The organism is Agrobacterium tumefaciens (assembly GCF_031801495.1).
Lineage (GTDB): Bacteria > Pseudomonadota > Alphaproteobacteria > Rhizobiales > Rhizobiaceae > Agrobacterium > Agrobacterium tumefaciens_K.
On record NZ_JAOEGC010000001.1, the window covers coordinates 1,465,721 to 1,490,095 of the forward strand.

Genomic DNA, 24,375 nt, shown 5'->3' on the forward strand with positions numbered 1-24,375 from the left:
TGATCCATTTTTTACAGCGCCTTCGCGGGCGGCATTGGCTTCAGCGTGCTCATCAGCGCGCCGTAGGGAAGCAACATCACGAGGCCGACGATAATCTTCACCGACAGGTCGCCGAGCGCCCAGGAGATCCAGCGCGGTGCTTCCTGTGCGAAAACGCCGAGGATGGGCGCGTTCTCGATCGCGAAGGCATCGTTCGGGCCGACGAAGGAGAAGCTTGCCGCAAAGGCTATGGAGAAGAACAGCATCGTGTCCAGCACGGAGCCGAGCATCGAGCCAGCCAGCGGCGCGTGCCACCAGCGCTGACGGCGCAGACGGTTGAACACCGAGATGTCCAGCAACTGGCCGACCAGATAGGCCGTGCCTGATGCGACGGCGATGCGCGGGATCGAGGTCCAGAAGGAAAGCGTGACGCCGACGACGAAGCCGGCCAATACGACGCGGCGGGCGATGGAAGGGCCGAACTGCCGGTTGGTGAGGTCCGTTACGAGGAAGGCGATCGGATAGGTGAACGCACCCCAGGTCAGCAGATCACCGAGATTGATGCCGAACAGCGAGCCGGAAAGCGGATATTGCACGAGAATGTTGGACGCGACGACGACCAGCGTCATCAGGACCACGTAAATGAGCGTATAGCGCATATAGGGCATTTTTTTATCCTGGGTGATGCCACCAGTTCAAGCCGCGGACCGACAATGACAATCCGATGCTGAAACAAAAGAGCGTTGGCAGAAAAACAAACAAAAGGCTTGAGCGGCCAAAGCCATTCAAGCCTTCCGAATGTCGATGATGTTGAGGCCGCTAATTAAGCAGCTTCAGCCGTCTTCTTGGCGATCTGACGACGCAGCAGACGAGCGCGCATCGACAGGTCGTTTTCGTCGGACTTCAGAAGGAAGGCATCGAGGCCGCCACGGTGTTCAACCGAACGGAGAGCCGCTGCGGAAACACGCAGGCGGAAACGCTGGCTGAGAACATCGGAGATCAACGTGACCTGGCAAAGGTTCGGCAGGAACCGGCGCTTGGTCTTGTTGTTGGCGTGGCTGACGTTGTTGCCCGTCTGGACGCCCTTGCCGGTCAATTCGCATACACGGGACATGGGTACACCTATTTCGTTTCGTCTGTTTCACCACTGGATTGCTACCGGCAAAACCTGGCAGGCAATCCAACTGGCCATGATTGGAAAGTTGCGGTTCTATAGTCAGGCGCGCTTTAACAGTCAAGTCGCTCGCGAGCAAATGAACGGAAAATACGGCGTTTTCAACCGGCGTCCGCTTTTTTCTTGCCACAACTCGGCGTATATCATCGCCCTACAAGGCCTTTTCACGGGCCGCTTTCAGGGTGATATCCGATGTTTGCCAGAGGACAAAGGTTTTTCTTGGCTGCCGCCATGGCATTTGCGGGTGCAGGCCCGTCTTTTGCCGCTGAGGCACGCCATACGAGCGAATACAGCATCAATCTTGGTATCCTGCCTATTGCGCGGGCGAGTTTTTCGACTCGCATGGACGGACCGAACTATTCGATTTCCGGCTCCTTCACAGCAGCCGGACTGGCGAGCGTTCTCAAGGATATTTCCGGCAAGACGACCGTATCCGGTGCCAAACGCGGCAATCGCCTGCAGGCCAACGCCTATTCGCTGGTCTACAAGGACGGCAAGCGCGTCAGAACCTATGATGTCGTCTATCGCAACGGCAATGTGACCTCTACCAGCGTCAAGCCGGAGCCGAAAGCCCGGCCCGATAACTGGGTCGAGGTGAAGGATCGTGACCTGCGCTCTGTCCTTGATCCGATTTCCGGCCTCATCATTCCCGCCGGTGGTCGAATCTGCCCGACTCGCCTGCCGATCTACGACGGTGAGTCGCGGCTGGATCTCGTTCTGAGCTCCAGCGGTACGAAGCCATTCACGACTCAAGGGTTTAGCGGTGATGCGATTGTCTGCAAGGCGCGCTATGTCCCGCGCTCGGGTTATCGTCAGGGACGCAAGGATATCGAGTACCTGAAATCCATCTCCATGGAGATCTGGTTTGCCAAGTCGGACGCCATGAACGTCTACGCGCCGGTCTACGCGGTTATTCCGACCAGGGTAGGGCAGGTTTACATCACGGCGACCAAGTATGGCGGTTGAGTGATTTTAGCTGGCATCACCTGGCGACCAGCCTGGTTCCGCCATCTCGAAGCTGGAAAAGGCAAACCCCGGTGAGACAGTGCAGCCGACGAGCGTGAAGTCTCCGAGGCTCTCCGCCGATTGCCAGCAGTTTGACGGCACGATCACCTGCGGGCGCTCGCCGTGCAGAATCCCCGGACCAAGCGTAAAGGTCTGGACCTCTTCGCTGTCCTGAGAAAGATGCAGGGCAATGGGAGCGCCCGCATAGTAGTGCCATACCTCCACGGCATCCGTGACCCGGTGCCAGTGTGAGCGCTCCCCTTTTCTCAGCAGATAATAGATGGCGGTGGAATGGCCGCGCTCACCGCCCGCCCTGTCGCGAAAGGTCTGGTGATAAAAGCCGCCCTCAGGGTGCGGCTCGAGCCCCAGTTCGCGGATGATCGCTTCCGGCGTCAGTTCCGCACCGCTCATCTGAAATTGTCCTTTCGGGTGCGGATTTCAGCGAAGACGTCTTCATTCGTTGCATCCTCGAGGCCAAGGTGTGCACGAATCTTTCCATCTGCCACGCGCATATAGGGGTTGGTCTGTTTTTCCAGCCCGATGCTGGTCGGAATGGTGAATTCGTTCGACTGCCTCAGTTTTTCGACATGGGCGGCGCGCGCCTGCAGTTCAACGTTCTGCGGATCGACTGTCAGGGCGAATCGGGCGTTGGACAACGTGTATTCGTGGCCGAAATAGACTCGTGTGTCGTCGGGCAGAGCCATCAGTTTCTGGAAAGAGTGCCACATATCGACAGCGGGGCGCTCGAAAAGGCGGCCGCAACCCATGGCGAACAGCGTATCTGCGGCAAACAGCAGGCTATCGTCCGGCAGGTAATAGCAGATGTGACCTGCGGTATGGCCGGGTGTGGAAATTACCTGAACGCGCCGCCCGGCAAATTCGAATTCGTCGCCGTCCGCCTGCGAGCGGTCGAGGCCGGGAATCGCGACCGCCTCGTCATAAGGGCCATGGATTTCGCAGTGATAGCGCTCTTTTAGCGCCAGATTGGCCTCGACATGATCCTGATGGTGATGCGTGGTGAAGATATGGGTCAGTTTCCAGCCATGGGCTTCGAGCGCTTGGACGATCGGGCCTTCTTCCGGCGCGTCGATGGCTGCCGTGGCACCGCTTTCGGGGTCATGCAGCAGAACCCCGAAATTGTCACTGCGGCAAATAAAGACGTCTATTTCCAACGGTTTCATCGTGTCCTCTCCATTGCCGGGAACCAACCCGGCGCAATCGCCCGCCTGTCCCCCAATGTAAGGACATGCGCCTTGAAGTCCAACCGTCTGATGCTACATTCCCGTGCATGAATACCGATATTGTCGATCTGCGCGAATTCTATCACTCTCCGCTTGGCCGGTCGGCAGAGCAGGCGATCACCATGGCGCTGTCGACGCTCTGGCCGTCTCTTCCGGATGAGAGATTGGTGGGCCTGGGTTACGCCGTCCCGTTTCTGGATCGGTTTCGCCGCGATACCGAACGGACCTTCGCCTTCATGCCAGCGGGGCAGGGTGCGGTAAACTGGCCGGCTGGCGAGCTATCCTCCACGGCCCTGATCTTCGACGAGGAACTGCCGCTTCCCGATTCATCGATCGACCGCGTGCTGATGGTTCATTCGCTGGAGTTTGCGGAGAACCCGCGTGAAACCCTGAAAGAGCTGTGGCGGGTGCTGGCGCCGGGTGGTCGTCTGGTCATTGTGGTGCCGAACCGCCGCGGTGTCTGGGCGCGCATGGAACATACGCCTTTCGGTTCAGGCCGCCCATATTCCCGCAGCCAGTTGACCGCGCTTCTGCGCGAAACCAATTTTACGCCGGGTTCGACCGCCGAGGCGCTGTTCTTTCCACCGACCACCAGTCGCCCCGTATTGAAGTTCCGGCGTTATCTCGAACATACCGGCCGCAGACTATGGCCGCTATTCTCCGGCGTGATCATAGTCGAAGCCCAGAAGCGGCTGTATCAGGGGCTGCCTGTAACGCAGCGTGCCTCGCGCCGCGTTTTTGTGCCGGTTCTGGCACCCCAGGGCGTGCCGACAACACGTGTGTCCTCAATGCCGACAAACCGGCGCTGACCCTCGACAAAGCTCCCATTCCGGTCTAATGCCTGCGGCATTGTTTTTGCCGGATTTCCCGGCGTTTTTCCGAAGGTCGATCAAATGAGTGCAGAGCTTAGCCAACCTGTTCCGCGTCCAGGTATTCTGGATATCGCCGCGTATGTTCCGGGCAAGGAGCATGTTGATGGCGTTGCGAAGGTTTATAAGCTCTCGTCCAATGAAACGCCACTTGGCCCAAGCCCGAAGGCCATCGAAGCATTCGGCACCGCCGCCAGCCATCTGGAAATCTATCCCGACGGTCAGGCAATCGCCCTGCGTCAGGCCATCGCCGACGTTCATGGACTGAACATTGCAAACATCATGTGCGGCAACGGTTCGGATGAACTGCTTGGCCTGCTTTGCCATGTCTATCTCGGCGCGGGCGACGAGGCTATCATCACTGAACACGGCTTCCTCGTTTACAAGATCCAGATCATGGGTGCTGGCGCAACGCCGGTGACTGTGAAGGAAACGGATTGTACGGTCGACGTGGACGCGATCCTTGCCGCTGTCACGCCGAAGACCAAGATGGTCTTCATCGCCAATCCCGGCAATCCGACCGGCACCTATGTTCCTGTTGCCGAAATTCGCCGTTTGCAGTCCAGCCTTCCGAAGCATGTGGTTCTGGTGCTGGACGCGGCCTATGCCGAATATGTGCGCAAGAACGATTACGAAGCGGGCCTTGAGCTTGTTTCTGGCAACCGAAACGTGGTCATGACGCGCACCTTCTCCAAGGTTTACGGTCTTGCGGCGCTGCGCGTCGGCTGGATGTACGGCCCAGCTGACATCATCGATGCGCTGAACCGCGTCCGCGGTCCGTTCAACATGAGCGCGCCTGCCATCGCCGCCGGTGCCGCTGCCATCCGCGACCAGGCATTCGTCGAAAAGGCGGTTGCTCACAATGCCCTGTGGCAGGAGAAGCTGATAACGACATTTGAGGGCCTCGGCCTGACGGTCACGCCGTCCGTCACCAACTTCATCCTCATCCACTTCCCGGATCAGGACGGTAAGCGTGCAGCCGATGCCGACGAGTTCCTCAGCCGCCGGGGCTACATCCTGCGCGCCGTGCGCGGTTACGGTTTCCCCAACGCACTTCGTATGACGATCGGTTCGGAAGAGGCCAATCTCGGCGTCATCGCCGCTCTCACCGAGTTCATGGGAAAAGCGTGATGGCTGATTTCATGTTCGAACGGATCGCACTGATCGGCATTGGCCTCATCGGCTCGTCGATCGCGCGTGATGTCAGGGAGCTGGGGTTGGCGCGTCATGTCGTCGTCTCCACCCGCAGCGAAGATACGCTGAAACGGGCAGAAGAACTGGCACTCGGTACCGAATACACCGTGTCGGCGGCGAAGGCCGTCGAGGATGCCGATCTCGTCATCGTTTCGGTTCCGGTTGGTGCTTCCGAAAGCGTCGCAAAGCAGATTGCCGCGCATCTGAAGCCCGGTGCCATCGTCACCGACGTCGGCTCCACCAAGGCGTCGGTCATCGCGCAGATGGCGCCGCATATGCCCGACAACGTGCATTTTATTCCGGGCCACCCGTTGGCAGGTACGGAAAAATCCGGTCCCGATGCCGGGTTTTCGGGCCTTTTCCGTGATCGCTGGTGCATCTTCACACCGCTGCCCGGCACGGATGAGCACGCACTTGATAAACTGAAGGGCTTCTGGCTGGCGCTCGGCTCGCGCGTCGACGATATGGATGCGGAACATCATGACAAGGTGCTGGCCATCGTCTCGCACCTGCCGCATATCATTGCCTACAACATCGTCGGAACGGCTGACGATCTGGAAACGGTAACGGAATCGGAAGTCATCAAATATTCCGCTTCCGGTTTCCGCGATTTCACGCGTCTGGCGGCATCCGACCCAACAATGTGGCGCGATATCTGCCTGCACAACAAGGATGCCATCCTTGAAATGCTGGCGCGTTTTTCGGAAGATCTTGCCTCCCTGCAAAGGGCGATCCGCTGGGGTGAGGGCGACAAGCTGTTCGAGCTGTTTTCACGCACCCGTGCGATTCGTCGCTCCATCGTGCAGGCAGGGCAGGATGTCGATGCGCCCGACTTCGGCCGCCACGCACAAGATCAGAAGAAATAAGGCGTCCATCAATGCAAAAAGGCGGCTAAAGGCCGCCTTTTTCAAAACCGAGATTTTCGGTGGCTCACGCCGCCAGCGCTCTGGCGACTGCCTTGCGGATATCCGGCAGGGCGAAGGGCTTCGAAACCACGTCCACGATCTTTTCGGCAAGATCGTCTGCGCGTTCGCGCTGCTCTGCGTAACCCGTCATTAGAAGAATGCGCATATCCGGAAACCGCTCGGCGGCGCGGTGCGCCAGCTCGATGCCATCCATGACCGGCATGCGGATATCGGAAAGAAGAAGATCGAAACTGGTTTCCTGCAGCTTCTCCAGCCCCTGTTCGCCATCAGCGGCTTCATATGTCTCGTGACCGTCGAGACGGAGCGCGCGCGCAACGAACGAGCGCAGCGAATCCTCGTCTTCGGTAATCAGAATCTTTGCCATCAACCATTGCTCCTGGGCGTCATTTCCAGCCAGGAGCAACATCGCAGGCGCATCTTTTCAAGAGGTAAACACTCACGCATCCGCTGGGCGGATGGTTAACGAGGCGTCTCCAGATCGTGCCAAAAAAGGACAGGTCCGAGGCCGTCAGGCGTCGCCCGTCACGACGCCCACGAAGGGCAGTTCGCGGAATGCATAGGCCACGTCCATGCCGTAACCCACGACGAAATAATCGGGGCATTCGAAGCCGACATAATCGGCCTCAAGGTCTTCCTTGCGCTTAACCTTCTTGTCGAGCAGCACGGCGATGGAAACGTTGCGCGCGCCGCGCTCATAGAGCAGTTCCTTGGCGAAACGCAGCGTGCGGCCGGATTCAAGAATATCATCGATCAGCAGGACGTCGCGATCCTTTACGGCGCTGTCGATATCCTTGACGATCTTCACACCTTGGGAAACCGTGCCCGCACCATAGCTGGACAGCGTGATGAACTCGACTTCCGGGGCGAGGCCGCTATCGTGAAGCGCACGGATAAGATCGGCTGCGAAGATGAAGGAGCCTTTCAGGACAGCAATGACCAGCAGATCCTTGGTCGGGCCGCTTGCGATGCGCTGCGCCATATCGCGATTGCGCTCCGCAATCTGTTCGGCGGTGTAAAGCGGCTCGATGTTTTTTCCACGGACGACGGGCATTCTTTCTCCTGTGCTGCGTCTTGCTTCTTTTACCGTTCAGTCAAAAGACGGGACCGGTTAGCACAGTCAGCGCTCGGACGCACCCGCTTCTACGAAGGAAAGCTTGATCTGCGGCGTTTTTCCACCGGGATGGCGCAGTTTTGCTGCAAAACCATGGCTATTTGCTGGCTGGATTGCCTCTACTGGCGGGGAAATCAACATGCTGGCGACGAATTCGCCCTTGGCGGAGAAGAGATCGGCGCGAATGGCGGGTACGGCTTCCGTATTGTGACCGTTGTTTTCGACGATGCCGTTGATGAGCAGGATTTCCATGCCACCCGCATCCTGTGGTGTAACCGAGACGTGGGAGATTGAAAGCGGGCTGACGGGCGCGGCAGCGGCAGTGTTTTCCGGACCAACCACTGAAAGACCGCCGGCACAGATGAAAACCAGCGCAGCCAGTGCTGCCACCAATGCCGAATAGGCATCCACGGAAAGTCGGGATAATTTCCGGTCGATCCAACCGACGAAAGCAAAGCCGACGGCTGCCGCGGTTACCTCTGGGGCGCTTTTCCGGTGAGCGTTTGCTCCGCGATTGTCATTGCCGTGCCGACGACCGTACGTGTCCTTGATGGTGACAAATTCCGCATCTAGCACTTCTGGCTTGGCTCTGGCTGCACGCGATGTCGACTGCGCCGGTGCTTCAGGCATCAGGAGGTCGAGGTCGAAGGCCGGTTGGCGGCGCGATGAACGGAACATACCCATGGAATAATTCCCCGGTGAGGTTTTCCGCCCGGTAAAAACTGGGCATTGAAACGAATCCTGCCAAGTTTTAAATTTAATTGGTTAATGCTTCGCAAAAACGGTTCGCCCTGGCTGCCGGTAAGGGTTAAACGGCAAGTACCGGACGGGGAGCCGCGACCGGCGAGAAATCACGAAACAAAGAGACTGGAAGTCCGTTGATCCATTTCGAAAATGTCGGGTTACGCTATGGAATGGGTCCCGAAATCCTCAGGGACATGACCTTCGATATTCCGAAAGGGTCGTTCCAGTTTCTCACCGGACCTTCCGGTGCGGGCAAGACCACGCTGCTACGCCTGCTTCTTCTTTCACTTCAGCCGACACGCGGCAATATCCGCATGTTCAACCGCGATGTATCCCGCATTCCGCGCAGCGAGCTACCGATGCTGCGCCGCCGCGTCGGCATCGTTTTTCAGGATTTCCGTCTGCTCGACCATCTGACGACCTATGAGAATGTTGCGCTGCCTCTGCGGGTGCGCGGCAAGGAAGAAAGCGCCTACCGCAACGATGTGATCGAGCTTTTGAAATGGGTTGGTCTTGGCGAGCGCATAAACGTGCTGCCTGCGATTCTTTCCGGTGGGGAGAAGCAGCGTGCCGCGATTGCCCGTGCGCTGATGGATCAGCCGGAAATATTGCTGGCGGACGAGCCGACCGGTAACGTGGACCCGCCAATGGCCAAGCGGCTGCTCAATCTTTTCCTCGAACTCAACCGGCTGGGTACGGCGGTCGTCATCGCCACCCACGATTTTGGTCTGATGGATCAGGTCAATGCGCGCCGGATGATTCTGACCGAAGGGCGGCTCGACATCTATGAATGAGATGAACAGCAAACCGCTAACGCCGGAAACGAACACCGCCAAGCGGCCGCCGATGCGCATTCGCCCCATGGCGCCGATATTGCCGCCGTCCAACATTCAGGGCAATGCGCTTATGGTGGTGATCGCCATCATGGCCTTCCTTGCCTGTCTGACACTCGGGGCGGTGTCCATGGTCCGGGCGACGGCCGCGACATGGCAGAGCCAGATTTCCCGCGAGATCACCATCCAGATCAAGCCGGAAGACGGGCTGGATATGAATGCGGCGCTGAACAAGGCGCGCAATCTGGCAATGACCTTCGTCGGCACGCGTGAAGGCACCATTCTGGACGATGCTGCGACATCGCGTCTTCTCGAGCCGTGGCTTGGGTCAGGCCTGAACCTCGCCGAGCTTCCGGTTCCCCGTCTGGTGGTCATTACCATCGACGAAAACAATCCTCCGGATTTTCAGGCCATGCGCGACATGCTGAAAACGGAAATCCCGCAGGCGTTTCTGGACGATCATCGCACATGGGTTGACCGTCTTGTATCGATGGCGCGTACGACGGTCGGGATTGGCGTCGGCGTACTTATCCTCGTGTTTACGGCGATGGTGCTGACGGTGGTATTTGCCACCCGCGGCGCGCTTTCAGGCAACAGGCATATCGTCGAGGTTCTGCATTTCGTCGGTGCTGAAAGCAGTTTCGTTGCGCGCGAATTCCAGAAGCATTTTCTGAAGATCAGCCTGAAGGGTTCGGCGGCAGGCAGCGCACTGGCGGCGCTTGTCTTCCTTGTTGCAGGCTTCTGGCAGTCCAGCACGGTCGCCACGCCACAGAGCGATCAGGCGAGTGCGCTCTTCGGCTCATTCTCGGTCGGGCTGGGCGGTTACCTTGGCATTGCGGCAACCATGATGATTATCGCTCTTTTGACGACCGTTACGGCGCGCATTACCGTTATCCGTACGATCGACGACATCGATCGGGTGCGTTCCGACCCATCGAAAAGTGACGGTCTGGCGTCCTGACCCATTCCGCGTCGCGCGTTGGCGCGATCGGGAATGCTGCCGAAAAGATGCTTTTGCGAACGAATGTTCGCGAGCGCCGTTTACGCCGTGCAGGGCACAAAATGCCTGTTCCTTGCCTTAATCGGCGAGTATTCATGAGGAATGTTTGTGAGTCGGACAGACCAGGATCAAGCGAGCACGCCACGCGCAGGCAAAAGCCTGCTGTCGCGCCGTGGTCCCTTGCGCCGTTTTGTCCGTGTCGTCATCCTGCTGTGTGTCATCGCTTTTGGCGGTCTGTTCGGTGGTTTCCTTTGGTTTGCGGATTCCGTCGCCTCGATGCGGCCGCCGGCGACAGCAAAGGCCGACGCCATCATCGTTCTGACGGGCGGTTACCTGCGGATCGAGCAGGCGGTTGGTCTTCTGCGCGATGGTGTCGGTAAACGGCTGTTGATCTCGGGCGTAAACCCCACGACAACCCGCACTCAGATACGCAAGATGACGCAAGGATCGTCCGACCTTTTCACCTGCTGCGTCGACATGGGCTACAAGGCGCTGGACACGATCGGCAACGCCAACGAGGCCGCAAGCTGGATCCGTGACCACGGTTATGGTTCTGTCGTTGTGGTGACCAACAATTACCATATGCACCGTAGCCTGCACGAATTGCGTAGCGCCAGCCCGCAGACCGAGTTCGTGGCCTATCCGGTCATCAGTTCCGATCTGGCCCGGACGAACTGGTTCGTAGAGCCGGATGTGGTCCGAACCATGCTCTACGAGTATATGAAGTTCGTCGCAGCTGCCGGTCGCGATCTGACGGGCATCGGCAAGGGCGATGGTCTGCGCAAGCTTGCTGCCGACCATTCACCGATCCGCACGAGCAGTACATCTCCTTAGACCACCGGGACAAACGCCTTGCTGCAAGGCCTCGTTTTCGTGTAGGCGTGCGTTCACATGCATCCTGCATCCAAGGTCAGATTCTTCCTGGAGCGGTTGCCCCGGAGAAGTCTTTTGATGCTCAAGCTGCGCTCGTTTCTTTTCAATACGCTGTTCTATATCAATCTCATCGTGCTCATGATCGTGCTGACGCCGATCTATTTTATCCTGCCGCGCAAGGTTGCGTTTGAAATTCCTAAGAATTGGGCGCGTTCCAATCACTGGCTGATGAAAACAATCGTCGGTACCACCTTCGAGATCGAAGGGCTGGAGCATATTCCGGAAACCGGCTGTATCTTTGCGCCGAAACATCAGTCCTTCTGGGATACCTATGCGCTTCTGCCAAACCTTCCGGATCCGGTTTACATTCTGAAGCGGGAGCTTCTGTGGATTCCGCTGTTCGGATGGTATGCGATGAAGCAGCGCATGATCCCGGTCAATCGCGCGGCGCGCGGCAAGGTCATGCTGAAGGTGCTGCAGCGCGCCAAGGAAGAAATGGCTGCGGGCCGGGAACTCATCATCTACCCTGAAGGCACGCGCCGTCCACCCGGCGCGCCGCCGGAATATCGCTACGGCATTGCGCGCCTCTATCGTGATCTCAACGTTCCGGTCATCCCGGTCGCCATGCATCCGGGGCTTTTCTGGCCCCGCCGCTCGACCATGCGCTATCCCGGCCATTTCAAGGTCAAAATCCTGCCGCCGATCCAGCCGGGCCTCGATCCAGACGCGTTTTTCAAGCAGCTGATCGAGGTCACTGAAAAGGCGAGCGACGAGTTGCTGCTGGAGACGGCACGCAACAATCCCGACCTTCCGCTGCCGCCGACTGCGATCCAGCGCATCGCCGAACTCAAGGAAGCGGGCAAGGCCTGACCCCAGAGGCGCTAGACCGTCTGAACAGCCAGACCGCTGACCGATGCCGCGATGGTTTCAAGTGCGGTATCGCGGATGCCCATATCCTGCAGGTGCTGGATGGTGTTGAAAACGTAATCCGTATTCGGGCCGGAGCGGCCAACGGCGGTTGCGACGATGGCCGCTGCTTCCGCCACTGCAAGCCCGCCGATGTACTGGTCATGGGCGGGATCGGCCACATAGGTCACGGCACTGCCACGCCTGCCGTCCACCATGGCAATATTGACCACCCGTTCCTTGTAGACGTTTGTGACCAGCTCGCGTTCACGCAGATAAGCCATGACAGGATCGTATTCGTTTCCCTTGACGCGGAACGCGACACCAAGGCAGGAGCCGCCACGCTCAAGTCCAAGCACGAGGCCGGGCTTTTCATCCGTGCCGCGGTAGACGTTCGAACGGATGCAGAGCGCGCGCCGATAACCGTGCAGGCGCGCCTGCTGCCTCTCTTCAAAGGCAAAGCCGGGGTTCCACATCAACGAACCGTAGCCAAAGACCCAAAAATCGTCCATATCCCACGCCAAATCGAAATTGTCTGAAGTCGATTCATCGGAGATCAATATGGCAGCGTCAAGCCAATCCGGCACAGCCAGAAAAATCCTTTGGCTTGGTTTTGCCATCCTATTTGCCATAGGCCTCTACACGGCAGGATGGTTTTATGCAGCAAACAGGCTGAAAGAGACTGTTCTGCGCGCAATCACGCCGACGGAATCCGCCAGCGTCAGCGGCGAATGCGGAGATATCGCATTCAGGGGTTATCCGTTCCGGATTGGCCTTTTTTGCTCCAGGGTTAATGTGGATGACAAAAACAACGGCGTTTCGGCATCCTTCGGGCAGCTTCGCTCGGCAGCGCAGGTCTACAATCCCGGCCATATCGTTTGGGAACTTGATTCGCCCGCCGAAATCCGCACCGCCCATGGCCTCAGCGTTTCCGCCGAATGGCAGAACCTGCAGTCGAGCCTGACAACCAGGCTGAAGGGGATTGACCGCACGTCGCTGGTCATCGATGGCCTGAAGGCCAACGCTGTTTCATCCGTGACGGGCCAGACGATCAATTTCGATGCCACGAAAACCGAGGTGCACCTGCGCCAGAACGGTGCGGATCTGGATGGAGCCATCACGGTCACCGACTCCGCGACCGTCATCAAGGATTGGCCGCAGCTCCTGCCACGCCTTTCTGCCATTGCCGATGTGACGCTTGCAGGTAAGGCGGGCATGATCGACGGCAGCGATGGGACGGGTCTTTACGGGGCAAGCGGCGAGCTACGCCGCGTTGTGGCAGACATCGGCGAAGGCCGTACCATGCGGATCAGCGGACCGTTCTCTTTCGATAATGAAGGATATCTCTCCGGCCAGTTCAAGGTGGAAATCGAGAAACTCGGTGCGTGGTCGGACAATGCCAAACAGGCGTTTCCGCAATTGCAGTCCACCATCGACACGGCCCGCAAGCTGTTGGGTGCGCTGGCAGGCGGTGGCGACCGGGCGTCCGTCGATCTGGTTGTCGATCGCGGTCGCGCCACCATCAGCGGCTTCATTCCTCTTGGTAAAATCCCGCCGATCTGAGGCGGTTGTGATTATTAAACTGATCGTCAGGTGCGGCCATCCCGGCCGCGCCTGACGTCGGCTGGACACGTAGTTCAGTAACTTGAGCATCTGTTGGAGGCGCAAGACGCTCTCAGTGATCGGTTCACCCGCAGACGATCCGTAAGGGAAAATTTTCTTCACACACTGAGTTGGTAAAAAACCGCGAGGATGGCGATTCCGCCGCCATCCTTCGCCTGAGGGTTACTGGATATCCAGCAGCCGCTCCAGATAACGCCGCTCGATCTCGCCGGGCGGGTTGTTGCCAAGCTTTTCGCGGATGGCTTCGAGAATTTCGCGCGCCCGCTGCACGTCTATCTCGTCGGGAACCTTGACCTGATCGCCAAAGTCTGGACCGTTGGTGGAGCGCGGACGGCCAAGCGGGTCACGGCCGTTCTGGCCACCCTGACCGACCATGCCTTCCTGCCCCTGTCCGGGCTGCTGACCCTGCTGGCGCATGGCCTGCATGATCTGGCCCATCATATCCTGCGCGCCCTGCCGAAGCGCATTCATCGCATTGCCCTGTCCTTCGACAGCCTGTTCGCCCTGGCTCTGGCCGAGTGCTTCCCCGGCGCCCTGCATTTCCTGCTGAGCCTTGCCGAAATTCTCGCCCGGTTCCATGCCCAGATCGCGCAGACCCTGCTGCAGTTCGCCGAGCTGTTTGCCGAGGGCATCCTGCTGCGCGCGGAGATTCTTGAGCGCCTCGCGCAACTGTTCGGCGGTCATCTGGTCGGTTGGCTGCTGGCCACCTTGCTGACCTTGCTGCTGCTGCTGCTGGCCGTTTTCACCCATCTGCTGCTCGCTGCCTTCGCCGCCGTTCTGCTGCGGGTCGCCGCGTTGCATGCGGTCGCGGAGCGCCTGATCCAGCTTGAAGGTTTCATCCATCAGCTTCTGTTGCTGCTGCATGATCTCGCCGAGCTTGTCGATCTGCTGGCGCATCTGGCTCGTCTGCTGCTGTCCCTGCTGGCCGGAACGCTGTGGCCTGCCTGCCTGCAGGTTGTTCATCATGCGCTGCAATTGCTGGAGCATTTCCTGCGCGGCATCGCGATTGCCGGAGCGGGCAAGGTTCTCGATCTGGTTCATCATGTTTTCCAGATCGCGCTGGCGAAGGGTGTTCTGGGCCTGCTGGTTCATGTTGGATTGCGGCGCATTCTGCATGCGCTGGGCTAGTTCGCTCATGAATTCCTGCATCGCTTCACGCAGTTCCTGCATCAGCTTGGCGATTTCCTCGTCCGATGCATTGCGCTGCAGGGCCTCTGAAAGAGCATTCTGCGCGTCGCGCAGGCGTTTCTCTGCCTGCGAAAGATCGCCATCCTCGATGCCGAGGGCGATTTCCCAAAGGTAATCGGCCGTGTCTTTCAACATCTCCTCATTATAGGCAAGTCGCATGCGCGTCTGCGCGGATTTTAGCAACAGATAATGGGTCGTGTTGGGGATTGTTTCTTCGGGGCGCATGCCGACGGCCTCGTTATAGGCGATAGCCGTCGGCATCTGGCGCGTGTCGAGCGAGAAGATCTGCCGCTGCTCGACGATGGCGCCCGCCAGCGGTTCGGAGAAGTTGCGCCCCGGCAGGATCATTTCATGCGACGGGCTGCGACCGGTCTGGCCAGCGCCATCCGTGGCGACAAGCGTGATGCGCACGCGTTTTCCGGCCATGGGATGTTCGGTCAGGTTGCGGCTCGTCAAACCCTTGATGTCGCGATTGTTCTGGCGTGGCAGGTCCAGCTTGAATTCCGGTGGCGGATAAAGCGGGGTGGCACCCTGCGCCACATCAAGCGGCTCGATGATGGCATGCGCTTCTTTAAGGCCGTAGTCGTCCTTGGCCGTGAACCCCACTTCCAGCGCTCCGTTGACGGCGCGACGCGGCATGTTGTCGAAGGCGATGCTCGGCGGCTGGTCGGGTATGACGTTGAACACCCATTGCTCGCCATTGGCGGTAATCATGCCGCTTTCGGCAATGTCCATCAGGAAGGTACGGGGCGCCAGCGGTTGATCCGGAGTGCGTGCAGCAACCTGCGCCGCTTGTCCTTCCGCTCCGCTCACAGCATTCTGCGCGGGCTTGCTTTCGGGAGAAAGCGTCCGCAGCGCACCTGCCGCCTCCGGTTCGAAGGTTACTTCCTCCCCACCGTTACCGCCGGTCATGCGGATTGTCAGTTTCGAGGATTGGGGTACGGCAATCGCCTCCCGGTTCGCCGCATCACGCCCGGTCAGAAAAATGGGAGCGCGGCTGGTATAGGAGGGCGGGGTGACCCATGCGTCGAGGCGTATATCCGGATTGACAGGCCCTGCGGTCGGCTGGTCACGGAATGCGTCGGATAGGGTGCCTGCGCCGTTTGAAAATGAAAAGCCGAAAGCCGCGGCCAGAAGCAGCGCCGGGACGGCACGCAGCGCCATACGGTCATGGCGGGCGATATCCGGCTTCGGCAGGCCGGCATCGAGCGCTGCGATCCGCTCGGCCATGCGGGTCTGGTGTTCCTTCCACAAAGCGCGGGCGAGCGGCGTATCGAAGGCGGGTTCGTCTTCCTGCACGCCAACGGGCTGGTGGGCAAGGCCGTTGCGCTCTTCCAGAAGGCGGGACGCCTCGTCGTCCGTCGGCCATCGCAGCCGGATGATGGGCAGGAGCGTCGCCAGGAAAGTAAAGACGAGCAGGAAAACAACGCCGAGGCGCAGGAAGTCAGGCATCTGCCGGAAAAGACCGAACCAAGCCAGCGCCAAAAACGCTGCGGCAATGGTCAGCGGCCACAGGCTTTTCGGCGCCATGCGCTCTGCAAACATGACGAGTTTCGCGAAAAACCGCTTGATCGTGACCCGGCGCGCTAGATCCGGCCGGTTTTCAAAGGCGCTCGTAACGCGCTTCCTGCCTTTGCTGTCCTGCCTGGCTGTGGTCATCAATCCGTTCTCCCGGTTCTGGCCACGTCACACGCCATTCCCGGAACGGCGAAATCACACTATCCAGATAAAGATAACATTCTTTGTGGCGAAGACGAGGGCAAGCAAAGGCTCACCCCCGTTTTTTAGGCAGTTTCGCTCAAATGTGATCGGGAAGTGCTGTTCAGTCCAGCCATGCGGGTACGGAATCCAGCGCGATCAGCTCCTCGTATGTACCGCGCGGACGGATAACGTGGAACTTGTCGCCCTTCACCAGCACTTCAGGCACCAGCAGACGGGAGTTGTAGGTGCCTGCCTGTACGGCGCCATAGGCACCTGCGGAGCTGACGGCAATCAGGTCACCCGGCTGCGGAGCGGCCATCTCGCGGTCGAGCGCCAGATAGTCGCCGGTTTCGCACACCGGTCCAACAATATCGGCCTTGATACGTGTCGTGTCGGCTGCGGGCTGCACCACGGGACGGATACCGTGATAGGCTTCATAAAGCGTCGGGCGGATGAGATCGTTCATCGCACCGTCGACGATCACGAAGTTCTTCTCGCCGCCATCCTTCACATAGATGACTTCGGTGACCAGAATACCCGCATTGCCGACAATCAGGCGGCCGGGTTCGGTGACGATCTTGCAGTTGAGGCTTTTCAGTTCGTTCTTGACGATGTTGGCATAGGCATCCGGCAGCGGCGGAGGATTGTTGTCCTCGCGGTAGGGAATACCGAGGCCGCCGCCGATGTCGACGTGGCTGATCGTGTGACCGTCACCGCGCAGCGTTTCCACCAGTTCACGCAACAGCCGGAAAGCGTCCTCGAAGGGCTGCAACTCGGTGATCTGGCTGCCGATATGCATGTCGATGCCAGTCACGTCGATGCCCGGCAGGGTCGCTGCATGAGCATAGACGTCACGCGCCCGCTCATAGGAAATGCCGAACTTGTTTTCCTTTTTGCCGGTCGAAATCTTGGCATGGGTGCGTGCATCGACATCCGGGTTGATACGGAAGGAGACATGTGCCTTCTTGCCCGCCTTGATGGCGCGCAGATTCAGCACTTCCAGTTCCGGTTCGGACTCGATGTTGAAGCAGTAGATGCCTGCTTCTAGCGCGTAATCCATTTCCGCGACGGTCTTGCCCACGCCGGAGAACATGATGCGGTTCGCCGGAACACCTGCCGAAAGCGCACGGCGCAGTTCGCCGCCGGATACCACGTCAATGCCCGCCCCCAGTTTCGCCAGGGTCTTCAGCACGGCCTGGTTGGAGTTGGCCTTCATGGCGTAACAGACCATGGTGTCCACATCCGCGAACGCGCCCGAAAACACCTTGTAGTGGCGTTCCAGCGTTGCTGTCGAATAGACGTAGAATGGCGTACCCACTGCCTTTGCGATTTCCGGCACGGGAACGTTTTCGGCGTGCAGCACACCGTCGATGTAACCAAAGTGATTCACGGGTAAGTGTCCGTCAGAGAAGCTTGTCGAGAATGAACGGGCGATCTGCTGTGGTCGGTTTCGTCTCCGTGCCGTCAGCGGCGCGCTTGTTGCGCATCTCCACCGGCGTGCTCGGCGGATCGATATCGCCTTTTCGGCCGCAGCCGGAAAGAACGAGGCTGACGGCCAGCGTCATGCCGATGGGAACGATGAGATTACGCGCGGTTTTTGAAAGCATGGCCCTGTCCAAAGGAAATATGTGCCTCTCTGATAACGAAAAACAGGGCGCTTGTGCACCCTGTTTCTTGTGATGGCAGTGTAACGCGAACTTATCAGTTGCGGCCCCGCCACCAGGCGATCTGCTTCTTCACTTCCGAAGGCGCGGTGCCACCGAAACTGGTGCGGCTTGCGACCGATGCCTCAACGGAAAGCACGTCGAACACACCCTTGTTGATGGCAGGATTGATCGACTGAAGCTCTTCCAGCGAGAGGTCGGCCAGATCGCAGCCTTTCTTTTCCGCCAGCGCAACGGCATTGCCGGTGACGTGGTGGGCATCACGGAAGGGCAGGCCCGCTTCGCGCACCAGCCAGTCGGCAAGATCGGTGGCGGTGGAATAGCCGGAACCGGCGGCAGCGCGCATGCGGTCCTTGCGCACATCCAGATCGCGGATCATGCCGGTCATGGCGGCAATCGCCAGTTCCAGGCTCTCGGCGGCATCGAAGACCTGTTCCTTGTCTTCCTGCATGTCCTTGGAATAGGCGAGCGGCAGACCCTTCATCACGGTCAGCAGCGCGATCAGCGAGCCGTTGATGCGGCCGGTCTTTGCGCGCACCAGTTCGGCCGCGTCCGGGTTCTTTTTCTGCGGCATGATGGACGAGCCGGTGGAGAAGGCATCCGACAGGCGGATGAAGCCGAATTGCGGCGTGGACCAGATGACGATTTCTTCCGCCAGACGCGACAGATGCGTGGCGCAGATCGAGGCGATAGACAGGAATTCCAGCGCAAAATCGCGGTCGGACACGGTGTCGATGGAGTTGCGCGTTGGCTCACGGAAGCCAAGCGCCTTGGCCGTCATGTGGCGATCGATCGGATAAGGTGTTCCGGCGAGTGCCGCGGCACCGATGGGGCTCTCATCCAGATGCTCGATCGCATGGCGCACGCGGGCGCGGTCACGGCCGAACATTTCAACATATGCCATGCAGTGATGACCGAAGGTCACCGGCTGGGCGGTCTGCAGATGGGTAAATCCGGGCATCACCGTGTCGGCGTGTTCTTCGGCGCGGTCGAGGAAGGCCGCGATGAGGCCCGTCAGCATGCCTTCGGTCTTTTGAAGCTCTTCCTTCACCCACAGACGGAAATCGAGTGCAACCTGATCGTTGCGCGAGCGGGCGGTGTGCAGGCGACCGGCTGCAGGGCCGATCAGCGTCGCCAGCCGTGCCTCGATGTTCATGTGAATGTCTTCGAGCTTGCGCGAGAATTCGAAGGTGCCTGCCTCGATCTCTGACAATATCGTGTTCAGCCCTTCGACGATCTTGTCTTTATCTTCCCGCGAAATAATGCCTTTTTCCGCCAGCATGGTGGCGTGTGCTATGGAGCCGCGGATGTCCTGGGCGTAAAGCTTCTTGTCGAAGCCGATGGAGGCATTTATCTCTTCCATGATGGCTGACGGGCCTGAGGCGAAGCGTCCGCCCCACATCTGGTTGGAGGATTTCGTGTCGTTACCATCAGCCATGTTGTGCGTGCCCTGGAGTATCCGATGACAGACAAAAAGCCTTTGAGGCTTCCTTCCGCCAAGTTGGTTGCAATTGCTGCCGTTGCCGGTGTTTTAAGCGGCGCGGGCGTGGTCGCGTTCAGGCATATTGGGTCTGGAAGCGAGGTTCAAGGGGCAGCGGTGGCAGAGGCCGGTTTATGTGAGGGGGCCGCGACGCGAATCGCCTCTCTGAAGCCTTTCCTCAAGGGGCAGGTTGCGGCGATGTCGGCGACTGATACGCCCCGCGTTGTTCCGCTTTCCTTCAAGGGGCCGGAAGGCCGCGACCTGACGCTTGCCGATCTGAAGGGCAAGACGGTTCTTCTGAACCTCTGGGCGACATGGTGTGTGCCCTGCCGTGAGGAGATGCCCGCGCTCAATGCGCTCGAGAAGGAAATGGGCGGCGATAATTTCGAGGTGGTCGCGGTCAACATCGACACCGGCTCGGATGACAAGCCGAATACCTTCATGAACGAATACAACATCGATGGGCTGAAGCTTTATCGCGACAGTTCCATGGGCGTCTTCAACGTGTTGAAGAAGGAAGGGCTGGCGTTCGGTCTGCCCGCCACGCTGCTTATGGATGGGAATGGCTGCCTGCTTGCCGCCATGAATGGCCCGGCGGCATGGGATAGCGAGGATGCGAAGGCGTTGGTATCGGCAGCAAAGGCACGATGAAGAAAATGCCCTCGGCCCTTGATCCTGCGCAACATGAAATTCGCCGTTGCTGCTTGAGGACGAATTTGCATTAGTGTGCTAACGTCTTCGATTATGTGGGTAATGGAATGGAAGGGCTTATCCCTCGTCTTGGCCTTGCTCTCGCAATCGGTCTTCTTGTTGGTCTTGAGCGAGGCTGGAGGGAGCGTGAGGCACCGGCCGGCAGCCGTACTGCCGGGATAAGAACCTACGGAATAAGTGGCCTGCTTGGCGGCATTTTTGGTGCGCTCGCCCGCGAACATGGCAGCCCGATCGCCTTTGCTGCAGGGTTTTTGGGGTTCGTATTCAGCTTTACGTGGTTCAAGTTCCGCGAGGCGCGACACGATGACGATTTCAGCGTAACCGGCGTCGTTGCGGCGCTTTGCGTTTTTGCGCTGGGCGGGCTCGCGGTGACGGAAGAATACCGTGCAGCCGCTGCGGCTGGCGCTGGACTTGCATGTCTTCTTGCCGGTCGAGAGGTTCTTCACCGCCTGCTGGAAAGGTTGACTTGGGTGGAGCTTCGTTCCGCTTTGGTGCTTGCCGTGATGACCGCCGTCGGCTTGTCTATCCTCCCCGACCGGCCACTGGATCCCTGGGGTGGCTTCAACCCTTGGGAGATTTGGCTATTTACCGTCATCAGTGCGGGAATTTCCTATTGTGGTTACATTGCCGTACGTTTGCTTGGCTCGACGCGCGGCCTCTTGGTTACAGGCCTTGCCGGTGCAGTTGTTTCATCTACGGCAGTTACGGCCAGCTTTGGGCAAAAAACAAAAAGCGGTGAGAATGCCTGGCCGCTTGCTGGCGTTGCGGCATTGGCGGCAAGCGTTTCACTAATCAGGGTTCTTGCTGTCATCCTCGTTCTTTCTCCGACGATTCTTGTGCTTGTGGCTCCAGCAACGATCGTCGCAGCAATCGCCTTCATAGCGGTCGGGACCGGCCTTATAAGGCTGCAGAAAACGCGGCCCGATCAGGGCATCAGCACCAGGAACCCATTTGACATCGGGCCACTTGCCATTTTTGCTGTGCTTTTCGGTTTGACACGGACATTGAATGCGGCCCTCCTATCCTGGACCGGCAATAGCGGATTTATCGTCCTAACGACCCTGTCAGCCATGTTCGATGTCGATGTTGCCGTGCTCAGCGCATTGCGAACAATCGGGGCAAGCGTTTCGTCTGAAACCATTGCTGTTGCGATCCTGGCTTCGCTGGCCGTAAATGCGGTCGGGCGTGTATTTGTCGCCATGGCTGCAGGGACGCTTGCCTACTGGCTCCTGTTGGCAGCGACATCGGTTTTGGCGACAGGTGCCGGTGCGGTCACTTATCTGGTTTTCGCCTGATGCGTACAGGCTTCAGCCAAATATCATCAGCGCGTCGGAACCGGCGTTTCGCCGCGGTAGTCGTAAAAGCCGCGGCCGGATTTGCGGCCAAGCCAACCGGCTTCGACATATTTCACCAGCAACGGGCAGGGGCGGTATTTGCTGTCGGCCAGTCCGTCATGCAGCACCTGCATGATCGACAAACAGGTGTCCAGACCGATGAAGTCTGCAAGCTGCAACGGCCCCATCGGGTGGTTCGCGCCAAGCTTCATGGCGGTATCGATGGCTTCCACGGAGCCGACGCCCTCATAGAGCGTGTAGATCGCCTCGTTGATCATCGGCAGCAGGATTCGGTTGACGATGAAGGCGGGAAAATCTTCCGCAACGGTGATCGCCTTGTCGAGCGAACGAACATAGTCCTTCGCGACGTTGAAGGTTTTTTCGTCGGTGGCGATACCGCGCACCAGTTCCACCAGCTTCATCACTGGCACCGGGTTCATGAAGTGGATGCCCATGAACTGCTCGGGACGGTCCGTTGCCGAGGCAAGGCGGGTGATCGACAGGGAAGAGGTGTTGGTTGCAAGAAGCGCTTCCGGCTTGAGCACAGGGCAGACCTGCGCGTAGATCTTGCGCTTGATCTCTTCGTTCTCTGTGGCGGCCTCGATCACGAGGTCCATCGCGGCCAGATCGTTGATGTCATCGGAACCGGAAATCAGCGAAAGGGCTTGCTTGCGGGCGTCGTCCGTAATCTTGCTGTGCGAAACCTGACGCGCAAGATTGCCATTGATAGTCGCAAGACCTGCTTCGATCCTGTCCTTCGCGAGGTCGAAGATGTGCACCTTGTAGCCGGCGACGGCGGAAACATGCGCAATGCCGCAACCCATCTGACCGGCTCCTATGACACCGATATTCTTGAATGGGGCAGTCATAGGCGTTTCTCCTCGCAGGAATTCGTCTGTTGTTGTGGCGGCAATGTTACGCACATCGCCGGAAAAGCGAAAGCGGCGCGTTTCAAAAACGCGCCGCTTTGCAAAGGGCAGTTAATCAGAGAGCTTTTTCGAGTTCCGGCAGGGCGTCGAAGAGATCGGCGACGAGGCCGTAGTCGGCGACCTGGAAGATCGGCGCTTCTTCATCCTTGTTGATGGCGACGATGACCTTCGAGTCCTTCATGCCGGCCAGGTGCTGGATCGCACCGGAAATGCCCACTGCGATATAGAGCTGTGGTGCGACGACTTTGCCGGTCTGGCCAACCTGCCAGTCGTTAGGTGCGTAGCCAGCGTCGACAGCTGCGCGGCTTGCGCCGACGGCAGCGCCCAGCTTGTCGGCGACCGGAAGGATGACTTCCTTGAATTTCTCCGACGAACCGAGCGCACGACCACCAGAGATGATGATCTTGGCTGAGGTCAGTTCCGGACGGTCGGACGAGGCGAGCGCATCCGATACGAAGGAGGAAACGCCGGGGTTGGCGGCGGCCGCAACCGTTTCAACTGCTGCCGAACCACCTTCCGCGGCAGCCGCAAAGGCTGTCGGACGAACGGTGATGACCTTTTTGGCGTCGGTGGCCTGAACCGTCTGAATCGCGTTGCCAGCATAGATCGGACGCTTGAAGGTGTCCGGGGACACGACTTCGATGATTTCCGAAACCTGCGCCACATCGAGAAGCGCGGCAACGCGCGGCAGCACGTTCTTGGCGGACGCGGTGGCCGGTGCGAGGATGACGTCGTAGGAACCTGCCAGCGAAACGATCAGTGCCGCCAGCGGCTCGGCCAGCTGGTTGGCATAGGATGTGTCTTCGGCAAGGAGAACCTTGGAAACGCCGGAAAGCTTTGCCGCCGCATCGGCTGCGGCCCTGGCATTGGTCCCGGCAACCAGAACGGTGACGTCGCCGCCGATCTGGGTTGCCGCCGTCAGCGTCTTTGCCGTCTGGTCGGAAAGGGTCGCGTTGTCGTGTTCTGCCAGAAGAAGAATGGCCATGGTATGATCTCCCTTTTCCGAAACCTTAGAGTACGCCGTCGGCCTTGAGCTTCGATACAAGCTCCGCGACAGAACCAACCTTGACGCCCGCCTTGCGGCCAGCCGGTTCCTCGGTCTTCAGAACCTTGAGGCGCGGGGCAACGTCGACGCCGAAATCGGCCGGAGCCTTTTTGTCGAGCGGCTTCTTCTTGGCCTTCATGATGTTCGGCAGCGATGCGTAACGCGGCTCGTTGAGGCGAAGATCGGTGGTGACGACAGCCGGAAGTTTCAGCTCAACGGTCTGCAGACCGCCATCGACTTCACGGGTGACGGCAACCTTGCCATCGGACGGCTCGACCTTGGAGGCGAATGTTCCCTGGCCCCAGCCAAGCAGAGCCGCCAGCATCTGGCCGGTCTGGTTGCTGTCGTCATCGATCGCCTGCTTGCCCAGAATGACGAGGCCGGGTGCTTCCGCTTCCACCACGCCCTTCAGGAGCTTTGCGACAGCCAGCGGCTCGACCGTTTCGTCTGTTTCGATCAGGATGGCGCGGTCCGCGCCCATGGCAAGCGCCGTGCGCAGCGTTTCTTCCGCCTTGGCAGGACCGATGGACACGACCACAACCTCTTCGGCCTTGCCGGCTTCCTTCAGGCGCAGGGCCTCCTCGACCGAGATTTCGTCGAACGGGTTCATCGACATCTTGACGTTGGCAAGCTCGACACCGGAGCCATCTGCCTTCACCCGGATCTTAACGTTGTAGTCAACAACACGTTTGACGGGAACGAGGATTTTCATTGCGTCCTTCCTTAAACTCCTGTTCGCAAGACATTAAGAAGTCCCGCGAAACCTCCAAAAACAGGTTGGCGTCATGGATAAGCATTTTTCCCGCAAATACAACGGAACAATGTTCATTATCGCATGCATGTCA

General features: G+C 59.0%; 26 protein-coding genes. 11 read left to right on the plus strand and 15 right to left on the minus strand.

Annotated elements, in window-relative coordinates:
• Positions 1-11 precede the first annotated feature (11 nt).
• Both N7578_RS06840 and rpmB read right to left on the minus strand, forming a co-directional pair.
• Complete coding sequence (locus tag N7578_RS06840) at positions 12-647, minus strand: queuosine precursor transporter (RefSeq protein WP_311109525.1); 636 nt, start codon at positions 645-647, stop codon at positions 12-14.
• A 155-nt stretch (positions 648-802) separates the two neighbouring features.
• On the minus strand, positions 803-1,093 hold the full coding sequence (gene rpmB / locus N7578_RS06845; protein ID WP_311109526.1) for a 50S ribosomal protein L28: 291 nt from the start codon (positions 1,091-1,093) through the stop codon (positions 803-805).
• 252 nt (positions 1,094-1,345) lie between these two features.
• Here rpmB and N7578_RS06850 point away from each other — a divergent pair, with 252 nt between their 5' ends.
• Positions 1,346-2,119, plus strand: a complete 774-nt coding sequence (locus tag N7578_RS06850; protein ID WP_311109527.1) for a DUF3108 domain-containing protein — start codon at positions 1,346-1,348, stop codon at positions 2,117-2,119.
• A 6-nt stretch (positions 2,120-2,125) separates the two neighbouring features.
• Here N7578_RS06850 and N7578_RS06855 read toward each other — a convergent pair whose 3' ends face one another.
• Positions 2,126-2,569 carry a cupin domain-containing protein gene (locus N7578_RS06855; protein ID WP_311109528.1) on the minus strand — a complete coding sequence of 148 codons (444 nt, stop codon included), beginning with the start codon at positions 2,567-2,569 and terminating at the stop codon, positions 2,126-2,128.
• Complete coding sequence (gloB, locus tag N7578_RS06860; RefSeq protein WP_311109529.1) at positions 2,566-3,339, minus strand: hydroxyacylglutathione hydrolase; 774 nt, start codon at positions 3,337-3,339, stop codon at positions 2,566-2,568. Before gloB ends, N7578_RS06855 begins: the two co-directional genes overlap by 4 nt.
• Before the next feature lie 107 nt (positions 3,340-3,446).
• Between gloB and N7578_RS06865 the strand changes: the two genes are divergently transcribed.
• From N7578_RS06865 to N7578_RS06875, 3 genes are all read left to right on the plus strand, one after another.
• A complete protein-coding gene (locus tag N7578_RS06865) occupies positions 3,447-4,208 on the plus strand; it encodes a methyltransferase domain-containing protein (RefSeq protein ID WP_311109530.1) in 762 nt (253 codons plus the stop codon).
• Between the two features lie 84 nt (positions 4,209-4,292).
• Positions 4,293-5,399: a histidinol-phosphate transaminase gene (gene hisC / locus N7578_RS06870; protein WP_311109531.1), complete on the plus strand. Its 1,107-nt coding sequence runs from the start codon at positions 4,293-4,295 to the stop codon at positions 5,397-5,399.
• A complete protein-coding gene (locus N7578_RS06875) occupies positions 5,399-6,328 on the plus strand; it encodes a prephenate/arogenate dehydrogenase family protein (RefSeq protein WP_311109532.1) in 930 nt (309 codons plus the stop codon). Before hisC ends, N7578_RS06875 begins: the two co-directional genes overlap by 1 nt.
• 64 nt (positions 6,329-6,392) lie before the next feature.
• Here N7578_RS06875 and N7578_RS06880 read toward each other — a convergent pair whose 3' ends face one another.
• The 3 genes from N7578_RS06880 to N7578_RS06890 all read right to left on the minus strand — a co-directional run bounded on the left by N7578_RS06880 (position 6,393) and on the right by N7578_RS06890 (position 8,177).
• Complete coding sequence (locus N7578_RS06880; protein ID WP_311109533.1) at positions 6,393-6,752, minus strand: response regulator; 360 nt, start codon at positions 6,750-6,752, stop codon at positions 6,393-6,395.
• Positions 6,753-6,896: 144 nt separating this feature from the next.
• A complete protein-coding gene (gene hpt, locus N7578_RS06885; RefSeq protein WP_311109534.1) occupies positions 6,897-7,439 on the minus strand; it encodes a hypoxanthine phosphoribosyltransferase in 543 nt (180 codons plus the stop codon).
• A 66-nt stretch (positions 7,440-7,505) separates the two neighbouring features.
• The gene (locus N7578_RS06890) at positions 7,506-8,177 is read right to left on the minus strand and encodes a DUF3426 domain-containing protein (protein WP_311110078.1); all 672 of its coding nucleotides are present in this window, start codon (positions 8,175-8,177) and stop codon (positions 7,506-7,508) included.
• 200 nt (positions 8,178-8,377) lie between these two features.
• Between N7578_RS06890 and ftsE the strand changes: the two genes are divergently transcribed.
• The 4 genes from ftsE to N7578_RS06910 all read left to right on the plus strand — a co-directional run bounded on the left by ftsE (position 8,378) and on the right by N7578_RS06910 (position 11,819).
• A complete protein-coding gene (ftsE, locus tag N7578_RS06895; RefSeq protein WP_311109535.1) occupies positions 8,378-9,037 on the plus strand; it encodes a cell division ATP-binding protein FtsE in 660 nt (219 codons plus the stop codon).
• On the plus strand, positions 9,030-10,037 hold the full coding sequence (locus tag N7578_RS06900; protein ID WP_422646672.1) for a cell division protein FtsX: 1,008 nt from the start codon (positions 9,030-9,032) through the stop codon (positions 10,035-10,037). The genes ftsE and N7578_RS06900 overlap by 8 nt, the downstream gene beginning before the upstream one ends.
• 141 nt (positions 10,038-10,178) lie before the next feature.
• Positions 10,179-10,910 (plus strand): YdcF family protein, encoded by a 732-nt coding sequence (locus N7578_RS06905; RefSeq protein WP_311109536.1) that lies wholly within the window; start codon positions 10,179-10,181, stop codon positions 10,908-10,910.
• Positions 10,911-11,027: 117 nt separating this feature from the next.
• Entirely contained in the window at positions 11,028-11,819 is a 792-nt protein-coding gene (locus N7578_RS06910; protein ID WP_311109537.1) for a 1-acyl-sn-glycerol-3-phosphate acyltransferase, read from the plus strand.
• A gap of 11 nt (positions 11,820-11,830) precedes the next feature.
• Here N7578_RS06910 and N7578_RS06915 read toward each other — a convergent pair whose 3' ends face one another.
• Entirely contained in the window at positions 11,831-12,367 is a 537-nt protein-coding gene (locus tag N7578_RS06915; RefSeq protein WP_311109538.1) for a gamma-glutamylcyclotransferase, read from the minus strand.
• Positions 12,368-12,416: 49 nt separating this feature from the next.
• On the opposite strand from N7578_RS06915, the gene N7578_RS06920 reads away from it, so the two are divergent.
• The gene (locus N7578_RS06920) at positions 12,417-13,418 is read left to right on the plus strand and encodes a DUF2125 domain-containing protein (protein WP_311109539.1); all 1,002 of its coding nucleotides are present in this window, start codon (positions 12,417-12,419) and stop codon (positions 13,416-13,418) included.
• 222 nt (positions 13,419-13,640) lie between these two features.
• Here N7578_RS06920 and N7578_RS06925 read toward each other — a convergent pair whose 3' ends face one another.
• The 4 genes from N7578_RS06925 to argH all read right to left on the minus strand — a co-directional run bounded on the left by N7578_RS06925 (position 13,641) and on the right by argH (position 19,469).
• Complete coding sequence (locus N7578_RS06925; protein WP_311109540.1) at positions 13,641-16,325, minus strand: TIGR02302 family protein; 2,685 nt, start codon at positions 16,323-16,325, stop codon at positions 13,641-13,643.
• 163 nt (positions 16,326-16,488) lie between these two features.
• Positions 16,489-17,757, minus strand: coding sequence for a diaminopimelate decarboxylase (gene lysA, locus N7578_RS06930; protein ID WP_311109541.1), 1,269 nt, complete (start codon positions 17,755-17,757; stop codon positions 16,489-16,491).
• Positions 17,758-17,770: 13 nt separating this feature from the next.
• Positions 17,771-17,974: an LPS translocon maturation chaperone LptM gene (gene lptM, locus N7578_RS06935; RefSeq protein ID WP_311109542.1), complete on the minus strand. Its 204-nt coding sequence runs from the start codon at positions 17,972-17,974 to the stop codon at positions 17,771-17,773.
• A 94-nt stretch (positions 17,975-18,068) separates the two neighbouring features.
• Positions 18,069-19,469, minus strand: coding sequence for an argininosuccinate lyase (argH, locus tag N7578_RS06940; RefSeq protein WP_311109543.1), 1,401 nt, complete (start codon positions 19,467-19,469; stop codon positions 18,069-18,071).
• 24 nt (positions 19,470-19,493) lie between these two features.
• On the opposite strand from argH, the gene tlpA reads away from it, so the two are divergent.
• Entirely contained in the window at positions 19,494-20,162 is a 669-nt protein-coding gene (gene tlpA / locus N7578_RS06945) for a thiol:disulfide interchange protein TlpA (RefSeq protein ID WP_311109544.1), read from the plus strand.
• A 107-nt stretch (positions 20,163-20,269) separates the two neighbouring features.
• Complete coding sequence (locus tag N7578_RS06950) at positions 20,270-21,517, plus strand: MgtC/SapB family protein (protein ID WP_311109545.1); 1,248 nt, start codon at positions 20,270-20,272, stop codon at positions 21,515-21,517.
• A gap of 26 nt (positions 21,518-21,543) precedes the next feature.
• Here the strand turns inward: N7578_RS06950 and N7578_RS06955 are convergent, their stop codons facing one another.
• The 3 genes from N7578_RS06955 to N7578_RS06965 all read right to left on the minus strand — a co-directional run bounded on the left by N7578_RS06955 (position 21,544) and on the right by N7578_RS06965 (position 24,242).
• On the minus strand, positions 21,544-22,425 hold the full coding sequence (locus N7578_RS06955) for a 3-hydroxybutyryl-CoA dehydrogenase (RefSeq protein WP_311109546.1): 882 nt from the start codon (positions 22,423-22,425) through the stop codon (positions 21,544-21,546).
• Between the two features lie 115 nt (positions 22,426-22,540).
• On the minus strand, positions 22,541-23,470 hold the full coding sequence (locus N7578_RS06960; protein WP_311109547.1) for an electron transfer flavoprotein subunit alpha/FixB family protein: 930 nt from the start codon (positions 23,468-23,470) through the stop codon (positions 22,541-22,543).
• A 25-nt stretch (positions 23,471-23,495) separates the two neighbouring features.
• Positions 23,496-24,242 carry an electron transfer flavoprotein subunit beta/FixA family protein gene (locus tag N7578_RS06965; RefSeq protein WP_311109548.1) on the minus strand — a complete coding sequence of 249 codons (747 nt, stop codon included), beginning with the start codon at positions 24,240-24,242 and terminating at the stop codon, positions 23,496-23,498.
• Between the last annotated feature and the right edge of the window lie 133 nt (positions 24,243-24,375).

Coding starts and splice junctions, on each gene's coding strand:
- N7578_RS06840 (WP_311109525.1), bottom strand. CDS start 647: ATGCCCTATATGCGCTATACGCTCATTTACGTGGTCCTGATGACGCTG.
- rpmB (WP_311109526.1), bottom strand. CDS start 1,093: ATGTCCCGTGTATGCGAATTGACCGGCAAGGGCGTCCAGACGGGCAAC.
- N7578_RS06850 (WP_311109527.1), top strand. CDS start 1,346: ATGTTTGCCAGAGGACAAAGGTTTTTCTTGGCTGCCGCCATGGCATTT.
- N7578_RS06855 (WP_311109528.1), bottom strand. CDS start 2,569: ATGAGCGGTGCGGAACTGACGCCGGAAGCGATCATCCGCGAACTGGGG.
- gloB (WP_311109529.1), bottom strand. CDS start 3,339: ATGAAACCGTTGGAAATAGACGTCTTTATTTGCCGCAGTGACAATTTC.
- N7578_RS06865 (WP_311109530.1), top strand. CDS start 3,447: ATGAATACCGATATTGTCGATCTGCGCGAATTCTATCACTCTCCGCTT.
- hisC (WP_311109531.1), top strand. CDS start 4,293: ATGAGTGCAGAGCTTAGCCAACCTGTTCCGCGTCCAGGTATTCTGGAT.
- N7578_RS06875 (WP_311109532.1), top strand. CDS start 5,399: ATGGCTGATTTCATGTTCGAACGGATCGCACTGATCGGCATTGGCCTC.
- N7578_RS06880 (WP_311109533.1), bottom strand. CDS start 6,752: ATGGCAAAGATTCTGATTACCGAAGACGAGGATTCGCTGCGCTCGTTC.
- hpt (WP_311109534.1), bottom strand. CDS start 7,439: ATGCCCGTCGTCCGTGGAAAAAACATCGAGCCGCTTTACACCGCCGAA.
- N7578_RS06890 (WP_311110078.1), bottom strand. CDS start 8,177: ATGTTCCGTTCATCGCGCCGCCAACCGGCCTTCGACCTCGACCTCCTG.
- N7578_RS06900 (WP_422646672.1), top strand. CDS start 9,030: ATGAATGAGATGAACAGCAAACCGCTAACGCCGGAAACGAACACCGCC.
- N7578_RS06905 (WP_311109536.1), top strand. CDS start 10,179: ATGTTTGTGAGTCGGACAGACCAGGATCAAGCGAGCACGCCACGCGCA.
- N7578_RS06910 (WP_311109537.1), top strand. CDS start 11,028: ATGCTCAAGCTGCGCTCGTTTCTTTTCAATACGCTGTTCTATATCAAT.
- N7578_RS06915 (WP_311109538.1), bottom strand. CDS start 12,367: ATGGACGATTTTTGGGTCTTTGGCTACGGTTCGTTGATGTGGAACCCC.
- N7578_RS06920 (WP_311109539.1), top strand. CDS start 12,417: ATGGCAGCGTCAAGCCAATCCGGCACAGCCAGAAAAATCCTTTGGCTT.
- N7578_RS06925 (WP_311109540.1), bottom strand. CDS start 16,325: ATGACCACAGCCAGGCAGGACAGCAAAGGCAGGAAGCGCGTTACGAGC.
- lptM (WP_311109542.1), bottom strand. CDS start 17,974: ATGCTTTCAAAAACCGCGCGTAATCTCATCGTTCCCATCGGCATGACG.
- argH (WP_311109543.1), bottom strand. CDS start 19,469: ATGGCTGATGGTAACGACACGAAATCCTCCAACCAGATGTGGGGCGGA.
- tlpA (WP_311109544.1), top strand. CDS start 19,494: ATGACAGACAAAAAGCCTTTGAGGCTTCCTTCCGCCAAGTTGGTTGCA.
- N7578_RS06950 (WP_311109545.1), top strand. CDS start 20,270: ATGGAAGGGCTTATCCCTCGTCTTGGCCTTGCTCTCGCAATCGGTCTT.
- N7578_RS06955 (WP_311109546.1), bottom strand. CDS start 22,425: ATGACTGCCCCATTCAAGAATATCGGTGTCATAGGAGCCGGTCAGATG.
- N7578_RS06960 (WP_311109547.1), bottom strand. CDS start 23,470: ATGGCCATTCTTCTTCTGGCAGAACACGACAACGCGACCCTTTCCGAC.
- N7578_RS06965 (WP_311109548.1), bottom strand. CDS start 24,242: ATGAAAATCCTCGTTCCCGTCAAACGTGTTGTTGACTACAACGTTAAG.